Raw genomic sequence first — 14129 nt, 5'->3', positions numbered from 1 at the left:
ATTCTTACAACATCTTAAATTTTGGTCTTATATTTTTGCTATTTTGATATCCCTTTTTGCAAAAAAATCTTTACTGAACTACTATTTCTTCACAGAATTGTGTTCCTTGAGGGCAAGTTTCCGTTTCAGCTCTAATACATACGACATATGTTCCAGGATCAAATTGAAAGAAGAATATATTGTCACCTGTTGGACCACCGTCTTGTTCTATTATTTCACCATCGATTTCCCATTGATAATTAACGGTCCCAATATCCTGAAAATCCGCAGTAAAATTATAACCAGTGGTATTCCCTTCTTGTTCGAAACTAAAAAATAAATTAGGACAAATTGGATCCACAAGAATTTCCCTACATTCCTCAGCGCCATTTGGGCATGATGGTGTAGTGGTTTTTATACATACCTGATGTACTCCAGGAGTTAATTCTGTAACAAAAACATTATCTCCATTACCACCGCCATCTTGTTCCGCTACTTCATTGTCTACAAACCATTCGTAAGTTAACTCTTCGATACCTGTAAAACTAGCGGTGAAATTATACTGTAATGTACCTTGCTCTTGTTCAAAACTAAAATTTAAATCCGGGCAAAACTCAGCGACTTCTATATTTTTACAAATCTCAATTCCTTCTGGACATTCTGGTGTTTCTGCTTTAATACAAACGACATAAGTACCTGGACCATCAAAATCTCGTAATAAGAGATTATCGCCCTGCACATTTGGCCCATCTATCTCTATAAATTGTCCATCTATAAACCATTCATAGGTACCTATCGTTTCTATATCAGGAAAACTTGCTTCAAATCTATAGCCTAGATTAAATGTATCTGTAAGTTCGAATGTGAAATCTAATTGAGGACAACGAGTTTCACAAGTGCTAATAATTCTATAATAGCCAAAATACGTATCAATAGTGGTACTTTCTAAATTAGCTCCTACTAAAAGAGTAATAGGAAATTTGAAATTAGGTTGATATAGAGCTCCTTGACTTTGATAAAAAGCTTGAAATGCTTCATCAGACGATATTTCTATTTCAACACCTCCGTTATCAAACATTGTGATTGGATAATCAAACTTGAAACAACTATTAAAAAACTGGTCAAAATCATCTCTTACAGTATCAAACTCACATTCTGACAAAACATTAAACAGTGAAGCTTCATTACTTAAACTAACGGTTACATCTGTATTTTTGAACACAATAGAAACAGGAAATTGTAAACCAGTTATATTAAAATTTGGTCCTTGGCTAGCAATTACATCCACTAATCCGTCATAGCTATCTATGGTGATAGTTGAATCCGTATTATAACCCAGCGTAATAGGATAGACAAATCGGAAACACTGTTCATTTTCTGATAGAAACGAATTGTCGGAACCAAAATTAGTAAGCACCGTAACCAAGGAAGTACTGGATACTACGTTATTATTGTTTTCTTCAGGAAAAAAAGAATCATCATTTACACATCCTGATAACAATACAGCGAAGCTTATTAGCAATAACCTTAAACTATATGTATGAATTTTTCTCAAAATATTTCTCTTTATATAAAGTAAAACGCCTGAAAATCAGTATACCCTACCTCAATTTAAATAAAAATTATTTAGTTCATTGGATTCACAATCTAACACATCTGGTTGGTATATACAAAATTCCCTGGAAGAATGATCTTACTTCCAGGGAATCAACCTAATTAATCCAACCTAACTGACTTAACTATTCTATGACGATTGTTTTACAAAATATAGTTCCGTTTGGACAATCTGGAGTTTCTGCTATAATACATATCTCGTATGTTCCTGATCCAAATTGGTAGTATAAATAATTATCTCTTTCATTACTATCTACAATCTCTCTATCTACAACATCTCCGTTGATAGTCCATTCGTATGAAATATCACTCATTCCTTCGAACTCTGCTCTAAAATTATATCCAGGTGTATCTCCTTCTTGATCTACTGTGAAAAATAAATTTGGGCAGCTGGTTCCAGTTTCTTCTATTTCGATTACTTTACAGAAGGTTACTCCTTGTGGACAATTTGGCGTTTCTACTGCCGCACAAACCTCATAACTTCCTGGAGCAAATTGATAGTAAAATGGTTCATCATGACTCTGAGTTGTACCAACAAACTCATTATTAACCGACCAACTCATTGGATACTCTTCTATTCCGTCAAATGCTCCTGGATAGAAATAGTATGCAGGATTATCTCCATCTTGTTCGGCTTCGAAAAACAACTCTGGACAAACAGCATCACCTTCAATTTCAATAACTTTACAATATGATGTTCCTTGTGGACATTCTGGAGTTTCTGTTTTTAAACATACTTCATATCTTCCTGGTGCAAATTGGTAATAGAATCTATTATTATCTCCATTATTAGAATCTTCTACAAATTCTCCATTGATATACCAACCTAACCATTCAATCTGATCAGCTCCTTCAAACTCTACCTGAAAATAATATGCTGGATTATCTCCATCTTGCTCTGCAATGAAGAATAGTTCTGGACATCTTTCGTCTACTTCCTGAACCTCAATTACTTTACAATAAGAAGTTCCTTCTGGACAATCTGGCGTTTCTGTTTTGATACATACTTCATAAGTTCCAACTTCCTCAAAATCCCAGAATAGATAGTTATCTGCATTTTGACCATCTGTTACTACTACTTCTCCATTGATAAACCATTCGAAACGAGTTTCTTCAATACCAGGGAAATCTGCAATAAACTTATAGCTATTAGGTCTATCCAATTGTCTTGTTTCGAAGAATAAATCCGGACAAGGGTTTGTTTCATCGATGTCTACCTCAATCTCTTTACAAACCTCGATAGGACAAGCATCACTAGCTACTCTTACACAAACAGTATATGTTCCTTCTTCAAACTGATATTCAAAAATCTGACTTGCTATATCATCTAAGTTTCCACTTGCTACATCTTCTCCATCGATAGACCAAGTAAGCTCTACATCCTGGATGCCATCTAATTGTGCGGCAAAACGATAAACAGCACTGCCAGCAACATTATCTACATTAATTGTTACATCTGGACAATTTTCTAGTTCTTCAATTTCTTCACAAGAGGTAAATCCCACAAGTAGTGTAAAAATCATTACACACCAAATACTAAGTTTTTTCATTGTTGTAATTTTAGGGGTTATTTTATATTAATTATTTAGAAGCTTTTACTTGCTTTACAATAATGAAACGCAGCACAAAACCAATACCCTACCCCTTACTTTAAAAAAAGTTAAAAATTTGTCATAAAAATCTTAAAAACCACCCTAAAGCCCTATTAATATTGGATATTAAAGTATCTACGAATAAAAAAAAAGAGACCGTAAAAACGGTCTCTTCCTACAAATAAGTGATTATTTATTCAACTGACTGAACTTAATAAACCATCACTTCGCATATGAATTAAAGCCCCTGAAAATCAATCTCAACACATTCTTGTAAGCTTCCACATTCAGAAGATTCTGCTTTATAACAAATCTCATATCTTCCTGGCTGCTGAAGGTGATCTTGAAGTATTAAGAAATGTCCTGTGGCAGTAGTTGGTGTAACTTGATTACCATCAATCTCCCAAACTACAGAGTTATCATCTAAACCAAATAAAATTACTCCTTTTGCATTCACAAATTCTGCAGAATTTGTAGTCACATATTCTAATTTAAAAATAGTACAATCTACAGGCTGAGGCTCTGGAATTACAACATCTCTACAGAACTCTGTTCCGTTAGGACAGTCATTTGTTTCTGCTTTGATACAAACTCTGTAAGTACCTGGATTGTATGAAGACAAATCAAGTTTATCATCTCTATCTTGACTTTGTAGATCCTCTGTTTCTACCAATACTCCATCTACAAACCATTCATATACCGCTAATTGATCTATTCCTGCAAAGCTTGCAAACATAAATGGTCCTTCTTCTATAAAAGAAAGGTCAGGACAGCCATCATCTCCACCGCCATTATTATCATCTGTTACTTGAGCTGACACGCATGCTTCGATTCCTTGAGCACAATCATTAGATTCAAACTTTACACATACTTCATAAGAACCTGGATTGTAATCACTAAGATCTAAAGTAATTGTAGTTCCTTGGATTTGAAGATCTTCTGCTGCTAAAGGCTCATTATTAACAAACCAATTAAATGATTCGATATCATCTGTTCCTGAGATAGAAGCAACTACGATACTTCCTTCTGAGCTTAAAGTTAGATCAGGGCATGATCCTTGTCCATCTCCATCACCTTCTATTGTGATCTCCTCACAATATTCTGTGCTTGTACAAGTAGGGCTTTCAGAAATTAAACATACAGTATAAGTTCCTTCTTCTAAATTTTCTAAAGAGAACTTATTATCTCCTTGATTACTTGTTCCTTCGTTTTCGATGATCTCACCGTTTTCTAGATTTTCACCTGTCACCTTCCATGCATAAAACTCTAAAGTGTCTATTCCTTCAAAATCTGCAAATAAATACTCTCCATCTCTAGTAAATTTTAGATCTGGACATCCATCCATCTCTTCTTCAATGGTAATTTCTCTACAAAATTCCGTTCCTTCAGGACAATCTGGTGTTTCCGCTTTAATACAAACATTATAGGTACCTGGATTATAAGAAGAGAGGTCTAAAGTATTATCTCTTTCATTTTGCTGACTTTCGGTCTCTACCAATTCTCCATCAACAAACCATTCGTATGTATCAAGATCTTCAATTCCTTCAAAATCAGCAACTAGTTTTTTCCCATCCTGTCCAAAAGATAACTGAGGACATTCAGTGTTTTGATTATCATCTTCTTGTTCACAAGAAGAAAATGCAATCATAAGCCCAAACATAAGTAAGCTAAAAATTCTAAGATTTTTCATGTTAATTTTTTAAGTAAATAATAAGTTATGCTCAATTGAGATGTTTGTTATAACACTAGTAAAACGCCCAATACCAAAACTACCCCACCCCTCTTTTTTTGTTTTTTTTAAAATTTCTTTTTTTTGATACCAGAAAAAAATCTAGTTTTGACAACAAATGAATCCCCAAATGTCTGATAGTAAAAACTCTACTTGTGACGAACAAGCCTTTGATCATTTTTTCAAAAGTCACGCAAAACTTTTGAGAAGTTATCTGTATTATAAGTTTGGTGATTTAGATCAGGCAGAAGATATTGTTCAAGATGCTTTTATTAAATTATGGAACAATTGTGCTAAAGTACCTTTAGACAAAGCAAAAAGTTATGTTTATACTGTAGCCACCAACCTAGGAATTAGTATTGCTAGGCATCAACAAGTAAAGTTTAAACATCAGAATTATATAACTCAGCGTAAAACTGATGTTACTAATGAGTCTCCGGAATTTGTGATGTTAGAAAAGGAATATATGGAGAAACTGAAGAATGCTATCGCTGATTTACCAGAAAGACAAAGAGAAGTTTTCCTTTTAAGTAGAATTGATAAAAAAACTTATAGAGAAATTGCTGAGTTATCTAATGTTTCCGTTAAGGCTATTGAAAAATTAATGCACAAAGCTTTATTAAGTTTAAGAAAAAAGATTGGTGACATCTAAATTATAAATGAGGTAAATTGTTAAAAATTAAAAAAAATTAATAGCAAGGGGTAGGGTAATTAATAAATAGAACGTTTTTTATATATAAAGGCAGATTATGTTAGATAATAAAAATGATGATATATTCTTATCCAGATGGATTAACGGAGAGCTTTCTCCAGAGGAACTTCGTGAGTTCCAATCCCATCCAGAATATAAGCACTACGCAAAGATAAAAGCGGGTGCTGACGCCTTAGATTTATCTGAATATGATATCGATACAGCACTGAATACTATCAAATCTGGAAAACAAACTTCTATTGAAAGTAATCAAAAGCCTGTTATCAAATTTTGGCCTTATGCCGCTGTTGCAGCATCAATTGCAATTATTTTTGGTCTTTTCTTTTTCAATACCAATGATTCTATAAGTAGTTCCTATGGAGAACAGTTAGCAGTAACCTTACCAGATGGTTCTGAAATAATTTTAAACGCAAAATCAGAAGTTAGTTTTGATAAAAATGACTGGGAAAACAATAGGACTGTTTCTTTAGACGGTGAAGCCTATTTTAAAGTTAAAAAAGGAAGCACTTTTACAGTAAATACAGAAAACGGCAACGTAACAGTTTTGGGAACCGAGTTTAGTGTAGATTCACAAGCCTCCCTTTTTAAAGCTGTATGTTTTGAAGGAAAAGTGCGCGTCCAAAGTGGTGAAGAACAAATAATTCTTACAGCAGGAAAAGGATACAGAAAAATTGCGAAATCTGCATCCGAAAATTGGGTTTTTGAAGCATTAGAACCTTCTTGGATTAACAATATTAGTTCATTTAGAAGCGTACCGGTAAAATATGTTTTTAAAGAATTAGAAGAACAATATAATATCAACATCGAAACAAAACAGTTAGATACATCTATCATTTACACAGGAACTTTTCCTAACAATGATATCGATGTTGCTCTTAAAACGGTTTTTAGTACCTTAGGTTTGCAATACCAACTATTGCAAGACAATAAAACCGTGGTATTAGACAATTAAGAGCATGACCAGACTTTTTTATGTTTACATACTTTTATTAGGTATATCAGCTTTTTCGCAAGAAAAAGCTTCTTACATTATTGATGCGGATAACGTAGACCTTTCGGCTGCACTACTTTTATTAGAAGAACAATATCAAGTAAAATTCTCTTACTTAGATGCTATTCTAACACAAAAGAAAGTCTCCTTTAGAACTACAAAAGACACTACTATAGAAGAAGTGATCGGTCGATTAGAAAAGCAAACGCAATTAAAGTTTGAAATTACAGGGAATAATTTTATCACTGTGCGGACTTATTCCAAAAAAGACGCACACTCTATATGCGGATATATATTTGATGAAAACAACGAACCTTTAGAAAAGATACGGGTATTTGTAAAGGCCTCCAGAACAAATATTACTACCGATGAAAAAGGGTACTTCGAAAGTACTGAAGTCCCTTTTAATACACCAGTACTTATAAGTGCTCCAGGATTTCGGCAAAAAGTAATTAATTCATCAGAGTTTATTCGCCAAGATTGTAATACCATTTATCTGATCCATGCCATTGAAACATTGGATGAAGTTATTATTCAGGAATATCTTACTAAGGGAATTACCCAGGATAAAAGAGTAATTAATATAGATCTTAAAGATATTGAGATTTTACCTGGTTTAACAGAACCCGATATTTTACAGAGCATCCAACAAACGCCAGGTGTTAATAGCCCTTTTGAAACAGCTTCTGGAATATATGTTCGTGGAAGCGCTCCTAATCAAAATTTAGTACTTTGGAACGGTATAAAAACCTATCATCAGGGACATTTTTTCGGGATGTTATCCGCATTCAATCCATATGTAGTAAAAGAGGTTGATTTTTCTAAAAGTGGAGTTAGTGCAAAATATGGAGATAGAATTTCTGGGATTATAGATATTAAAACTGAGGATAAGGTAGCTGAACGCTTTTCGGGTGGTGCAGGTTTTAATATGATTAATGCTGATGCCGTCATTCATACTCCTATTATAAAAGATAAAGTTTCGTTACAAGTATCTGGAAGAAGGTCTTACACAGATGTTTTCGAAACATTTACGTATAAACAGTTTGCAGACAGAGTCTTTCAGAATACCACAATTGCTGAGACTGTAGAGCTAAACGATGCTAAAAATGATTTTTTCTATGCGGATTACAATGCAAATCTGATCGCGAAGCTTTCTGAGGTTGATAAAATTGAGGCAAACGCTATTTATAGTAAAAATGATCTGGATTTTAAGAGGAGTGATACTTCGATGTCGTTTAATGATAATTTAGTCACCGAAAACGAGGGATACAATATTAGTTGGAAACACCAATGGAGCCCTAATTTAGGTATGAAAGCAAGTAGTTATTTTACCAGTTACTTGCTGAATTATGAATTCATAACTAGAGATTCTGGAAGCATAACAGAAACTGAAAGTAAAAAGAATAGTGTTAAAGATTTGGGCGCAGCACTTGACTTTTCATATAACATATCGGATTATCAAAAACTTTTAGGAGGTTATCAGTATGCTAATAATAAAATTAGGTATGCTTTTGTTACTACTACGCCCACTTATGAGTTAATTTTAGATCAGGATAATCGTTCACTAAATACACACAGTATTTATGGCGAGTACAAATACGAGATTCCAAATAGCTTTTATCTTTCTGCTGGTCTTCGATTCAACAATTACTCGGAATTAGAAAAATCCTTTGTGGAACCCAGAATTTTCTTGCAAAAAAATCTCTCAAAATTCTGGGAAATAAATGCAACTGCCGAATATAGAAGTCAAGCGGCAAGTCAAATCAGAGAGTCTGTTGTTAGTGATTTGTCCTTAGAAAATCAGGTGTGGACTTTAGCCAATAAAGAACAGTTTCCTATTATTACCAGTTATCAATTTACCTTAGGAAGCAGTTTTAAAAAGAATAAATGGTATTTTGATGTTGATGGATATTATAAACAAATTGATGATATAACTTCTCTAACCGCTGGTTTTATAAACCCTATTGATAATACCTATCATAATGGTGAAAGTACCGTTTATGGAATCGATGTGTTCTTAAAGAAGCATTTTAATAATTACAAAACCTGGGTAAGTTATTCCTATATAAATACTACAAATAAGTTTGATGATATCAATAATAATGAGTCTTTTCCTGGCAATTGGAATATCGAGCATACTATAAAATGGTCTCACTTTTATAAAATCAATAACTTTCAGTTTTCGTTAGGCTGGTTATGGCATACTGGAAAGGCTTTCACCAATGTAGACGGAGTTGACGAAAGCGGAGAGCTCGTAGTATTAGATTTCGGAGAAATCAATGGAAATAATTTACCGATCTATCATCGACTTGATTTTTCCGCGATCTACGATTTCAAACTAAAATCAACTTCACCCATCAATTACAGACTTGGACTTTCTATCTTAAACCTTTATGATAGAGAAAACCTGTTAAACAGAGAGTTTAGAACCACTAATTCTCTTGACAACCGTTTTATTAATGATGACATTACCTCTTTAGGAATCACACCTAACCTAAGTTTTAGAATTCTTTGGTAGTATTTATAAGTGCTCCTTAAAAAACAATCTAAGTTTTTCCGTTTGGTCTTCATTAAGAATCTTTAAAATCATATCTATCCAATCAGTTTCCATATTTCCTGGATTCCAAAACTCATCATAATCTAGATCCATAAACCAAATCTCTTTAAACTGATATTCTTCTTCTAATTTTTGTAGAAACAGATCAAAGTTTGATTTTATATACTCTAAAAAGTTTTCTTCTAAGAACTCTTCAAATTGTTCAGATCCATGTTGACCACAAACACTACAAGCTCTAGCTATTGCTAATGATAGGGTTTCTTCGCAAACTCCATATTTTTCGATAATAGTATTAATATCTCCATATTGATCTACTTCATGATCCATATCATTCGTACGAAGAAAATTTATATAATTTTCGATATATTTTTTATCATATAAAGCCAATAAAGAGGCTGCTGTACTACCCACAGGAGTTTCACTATCTCTCCAGAATCGTGCATCATTTTCTTTATAGTAGGATCTATCTATAAACTGCCATAATTTATTGTGGAGAGCTTCAAATGAGACTGCCTTTTCTATCAGTTCATCAAAATAGGAATAAGCACTTTTGGCAAGAATCAATTCATCTTTTTCGTCATAAAATTGATATTCAAACTCATATACATAGGTATATTCTTCCAAAATTTTATTTCTAGATTCTTCTAGTAGAGATAAAACTAGATCTAAAATTTGTTCCACATCATTTTCCGATAGGTTATCCGTTGGAATTTCTGAGGAATCAATTATTTTACTTAATTCCAATGATTCTGTATTCGTATTACTTGCACGAACATTTAATACAATTTTAGAAATAATACTCATTCAAAAGAGATTTTATAATTAGACTTCAATAGTAAATAATATATAAGATTTAGAAATCACGGGATTCAGTGAAAATAGAATCCCCAGAGTTGTCTTATATAATTATCAAAAGAATGAATGACCTTTACATATTTTGATTCGATAGACACCAAAAATATCTTTTAAAGCTTCATAGCTTGGAGATTTTCAATAAATAACATTAATCACTTTTAAGTTATTTTAGTAGGAAAGATATTTATTAGAACAATAAATACGCTATTTTTAGAGTTCGTTTTGGGGAAGAAATAAAGAATAATCGCTTTACACAAGTGTTTCATAGCTTCATCCCGGAATGAGAAAACCCTATTATTTTTTTTAGTTAATTTTTTTAAATGTTCCCGTTGTCTAAGTTTAGTTTTCTACTAATTTTATGTAGTATCTGTTTCGTAACTCATGCTCAGATTGAAACAAATAAAAAATCTAAAGACATAGATTATGATTATCAACTATTAGAAAAAGCTAGAGATTATTCCAATACAGAAGGAGAAGACAAAAGAAAAGCTTTTCTAATTAGCCATGAAGTTTTAACAAGAACGCAAAATGAATATCATAAGGTTTTAGCTTATAAAAATTTAAGTCATTATCATTATTACTCTTACACCTCTGACTCTGCCATATTTTACGCAAAAAAAGGAGTTGCACTAACTGAGAAAAGACAAGACTCTATTGGAGTATCATTAACTAACTGGTTTCACTTAATTCTTTCTAATGCTTCCAGAGATAAAGGTTTACTTGATGATAGTAAAAAATGGGCCCTAAAAGGTTTAGAAACTGTAAAGTTGATTGATGATCCAGAAATTGAACAAAAACTGCTTCTAAATCTAGGAATTACCTACAGAATGAAAGGTGATTTTGATAAGGCTTTAGAAATTTATAATGCTATGATCCTTGATAATGAAAACCCAAATCCCGACTTATATGTTTCTATAGCCATTTGTCATTTGGATATGGGTAATTTTGAAAAAGCACTTTTATATCAAAATAAAGCCTTACATATTTATAGCGAAGAAACTCACCACAGAAGTATTGCTATAACCTTACTTAATATCGGAAGTATCTATCTAGATATGTATAAGGATCAAACAGCATTAAGTTATTTCGAAAAATCCCTTAAAATAGCAGAAGAATATACGTATCCTTTGATAATGCTCAATAATAAGATCAACATTGGAGAAATTTTTATAGCGAAAAAGCAATATAATAAGGCATCAAAAAATTACCAAGATGTGCTGGAACTGGCTGAGGACAGAGAATATTTCCAACAACAGATATTAGCATATCAAAAGCTGAAAGAGATTGCCACACTCCAGAAGAACTATGAACGTGCCTTGGAATATACAGAAAAGGAATACAGACTTAATGACTCGGTAAATCAGCTACAAAAAGATGAAGAACTTTCTAGACTAGAAGTGCAATACGAAACTCTTAAGAAAGAGAACGAAATATCTATCTTAAAAAAAGACAAAGAGCTAAGAGAATTAGAAATAAATAGACAACAATCACAAAAACACACCATACTCATTGCATTTGTAATCGTCGTAATTCTCTTAATAGGATTATTTGTGCTTTACTATCAAAAACTGAAAAGTCAAAACTTATTGAATAAAAACCAAAAAGAATTGGCAGAACAAAAGGTAGAAGCTTTGATTAAAAACCATGGGTTAAGACTTATTCAAAATTCTATCAATGTTCAGTTCAAAGAAAGAAAGAGAATTGCACAGACACTTCATGACAGAATAGGAGGAAATTTGGCTGCTATCAAACTACAGGTTAGCTCAATTAAAAATAATTCTTCTGGTCTGAAGCAAGTATATAAACAAATTGAGGACACATATCAAGAAGTTAGAGTGCTTTCGCATGATCTTATTCCAAAAAAAATTGCAGATAGTAATTTCACAGAACTATTAGGCGAATACACAGATAAAATTAGCACATCCAGTAATTTAATCATAGATATTTCTACGTATAAAGAAGATTATATTAATCAAATGGATGTGAGATTTCATAATGAATTATTCTCCATTTTTCAGGAACTCATCACCAATACTCTTAAACATGCTAATGCTGATAAGATTGGAATTCAAATTAATCCTATTGGTGATCAGGTAAGTATTATTTTTGAGGATAATGGCAAAGGATTTGATCTTTCTAAAAAACCATTTGGAATAGGCTTAACAAATATCAAAAGTCGCATACAAGAACTATCAGGCACTTTACATATCGATTCTTTGATAAAAAGAGGAACTATTGTTACTATTGAAATTCCTTTTATGAATCAACAAAAAATAATGAACCAAAACCACCTATAGTATAGTTCTAACATGATGTCTAAATCTGTAGAATTCTACTACTTTAACTTCATAAGTTGATGTATAAAAAAACCATCCTGAAAGTATCAGAATGGTTTCTAGTATATCGATTAATTCTATGCTTCTTAGAACTGCTCTCTTCCTGAGAAATGAAAAGCTCCTTCGATAGCAGCATTCTCATCACTATCACTACCATGTACAGCATTTTCACTGATAGAAGTAGCATATTTTTTACGAATAGTACCCTCTGCAGCTTCTTCTGGATTTGTAGCTCCGATTAAGGTTCTAAAATCTTCTACTGCGTTTTCTTTTTCAAGAATTGCTGCTACAATTGGACCGCTTGTCATATACTCCACTAACTCTCCATAAAAAGGACGCTCACTATGCACAGCATAAAAAGCTTTTGCATCGTCAGTAGTTAATTGCGTTAATTTCATTGCTACAATTCTGAAGCCAGAAGCAGTTATTTGTTCAAGGATCGCACCGATGTATCCTTTTCTTACCGCATCCGGTTTAAGCATTGTAAAAGTTCTATTTGTTGCCATTTTTAAAATTTTGTTTTTATATCATTTTCAAAAAAAAAGAAAATGTTGCTTTTTTAAATTTCGGCTATATAGCCAATTATAAAATTTTGTGCAAAAGTATATATAATACCTTCAAAAACAAGAAATATTCTCAGAAAGTAAGAACTTTATCCTACTCCATCATAAAAACAATTAATCCAATAGGTACTGTTGTTGTATTTCTTGTAGCACTTTATTATTCTTTCCTCTCATCTGCATGGTAATTACCTTTGTTTCGAAATTAAATTTTAAGATACCAAAACTAGGTGTATGAATAACATCTCCTACTCTAAATTGATTAGGTTCTCCATTAAAACCCAAATATGAATGGGTGAGTCCACTAGATGTAAAATCGACAATAGGATATCCTAAATCTGATAATTCCTTTTTAGAAAATTCTGATATGTGACGATCACCAGATAACAGTACACAATTTTTAACTTTTAGCGCTACTATTAATTGTTCTAACCTAGTTACTTCATTTGGAAAATTAGCCCAACACTCCCAACCGTGTTCACCAGACAAAAACTGGATACTACTTACAATGACATGGAAATCAACTTTTGTAGTCTTCAATTCTTCTTCTAACCACTTCCATTGCTTTTCTCCTAATACTGTTCCTTTATTGCCATCATGCGGGATATAACGTTTTTTACCTGTTGGGTCTTTTAATAGCGGAGATCGGAAATATCTCGTATCCAAAACAATAACCTTCACACTCCCATGAGACGTTTTAAAAGTTTTGGAAGTATATATTCCCTCTTGATTTCTCCTCTCATCTTCTTTTTCAACTTCTAAAAAATCTAAAAACAACTGTTGACTTTCGCGTTTCATTTTCCACTCTGCTCCTACATCATTTTTCCCATAATCATGATCATCCCAAGTAGCCATGATAGGTACATTATTTTTTAATAGTTGATAATCAAGATTACTGTTTTGAAGTCTGTAATCATTTTTAATTTTAGACATATCTTCAGAATCTCCATAGATATTATCTCCACCCCAAATAAACAAATCTGGTTTATTCTTTAAAATTTCACTCCAAAAAGGTTGTGGTAAACTTTGTTTATTACAACTACCAAAAGCAATCACAAAATCTTCTTTTGTTTTTTCTTCATTAATTTGGCTATAACCACTACTTATGGTATACAGAGAAAAAAAGATAGAATATAGTAAGTATTTCATTGTGTAAAGAGTTAACGTATGGTAAAAGTAAGTATTCCATTATTACCATATTATT

At 32.4% G+C, this 14129-nt stretch carries 10 protein-coding genes; 4 read left to right on the top strand and 6 right to left on the bottom strand.

Annotated elements, in window-relative coordinates:
* Nucleotides 1–70: 70 nt before the first annotated feature.
* The 3 genes from ACWNT5_RS15155 to ACWNT5_RS15145 all read right to left on the bottom strand — a co-directional run bounded on the left by ACWNT5_RS15155 (nt 71) and on the right by ACWNT5_RS15145 (nt 4875).
* Nucleotides 71–1534 (bottom strand): hypothetical protein, encoded by a 1464-nt coding sequence (locus ACWNT5_RS15155; protein ID WP_456517815.1) that lies wholly within the window; start codon nt 1532–1534, stop codon nt 71–73.
* 184 nt (nt 1535–1718) lie between these two features.
* Nucleotides 1719–3143 carry a hypothetical protein gene (locus tag ACWNT5_RS15150; RefSeq protein WP_299606964.1) on the bottom strand — a complete coding sequence of 475 codons (1425 nt, stop codon included), beginning with the start codon at nt 3141–3143 and terminating at the stop codon, nt 1719–1721.
* 280 nt (nt 3144–3423) lie between these two features.
* On the bottom strand, nt 3424–4875 hold the full coding sequence (locus ACWNT5_RS15145; protein ID WP_456517814.1) for a hypothetical protein: 1452 nt from the start codon (nt 4873–4875) through the stop codon (nt 3424–3426).
* 169 nt (nt 4876–5044) lie between these two features.
* Between ACWNT5_RS15145 and ACWNT5_RS15140 the strand changes: the two genes are divergently transcribed.
* The 3 genes from ACWNT5_RS15140 to ACWNT5_RS15130 all read left to right on the top strand — a co-directional run bounded on the left by ACWNT5_RS15140 (nt 5045) and on the right by ACWNT5_RS15130 (nt 9135).
* Nucleotides 5045–5566: an RNA polymerase sigma factor gene (locus tag ACWNT5_RS15140; protein WP_299606961.1), complete on the top strand. Its 522-nt coding sequence runs from the start codon at nt 5045–5047 to the stop codon at nt 5564–5566.
* Nucleotides 5567–5663: 97 nt separating this feature from the next.
* Nucleotides 5664–6578 carry a FecR family protein gene (locus ACWNT5_RS15135; protein ID WP_299606960.1) on the top strand — a complete coding sequence of 305 codons (915 nt, stop codon included), beginning with the start codon at nt 5664–5666 and terminating at the stop codon, nt 6576–6578.
* A 4-nt stretch (nt 6579–6582) separates the two neighbouring features.
* The gene (locus ACWNT5_RS15130; RefSeq protein ID WP_299606959.1) at nt 6583–9135 is read left to right on the top strand and encodes a TonB-dependent receptor; all 2553 of its coding nucleotides are present in this window, start codon (nt 6583–6585) and stop codon (nt 9133–9135) included.
* A gap of 3 nt (nt 9136–9138) precedes the next feature.
* On the opposite strand, the gene ACWNT5_RS15125 is transcribed toward ACWNT5_RS15130, so the two are convergent.
* On the bottom strand, nt 9139–9978 hold the full coding sequence (locus ACWNT5_RS15125; protein ID WP_299606958.1) for a hypothetical protein: 840 nt from the start codon (nt 9976–9978) through the stop codon (nt 9139–9141).
* A gap of 380 nt (nt 9979–10358) precedes the next feature.
* Here ACWNT5_RS15125 and ACWNT5_RS15120 point away from each other — a divergent pair, with 380 nt between their 5' ends.
* Nucleotides 10359–12326: a tetratricopeptide repeat-containing sensor histidine kinase gene (locus ACWNT5_RS15120; RefSeq protein ID WP_456517813.1), complete on the top strand. Its 1968-nt coding sequence runs from the start codon at nt 10359–10361 to the stop codon at nt 12324–12326.
* A 125-nt stretch (nt 12327–12451) separates the two neighbouring features.
* Here ACWNT5_RS15120 and ACWNT5_RS15115 read toward each other — a convergent pair whose 3' ends face one another.
* Complete coding sequence (locus ACWNT5_RS15115; protein ID WP_219006915.1) at nt 12452–12871, bottom strand: nucleoside-diphosphate kinase; 420 nt, start codon at nt 12869–12871, stop codon at nt 12452–12454.
* Between the two features lie 171 nt (nt 12872–13042).
* Nucleotides 13043–14074 (bottom strand): alkaline phosphatase D family protein, encoded by a 1032-nt coding sequence (locus tag ACWNT5_RS15110; RefSeq protein WP_456517812.1) that lies wholly within the window; start codon nt 14072–14074, stop codon nt 13043–13045.
* Nucleotides 14075–14129 lie beyond the last annotated feature (55 nt).

This window comes from Aquimarina sp. 433 (genome assembly GCF_054054605.1).
Note: the sequence above shows the minus strand (reverse complement) of the source record. Positions and strands in the feature narration are given on the sequence as shown.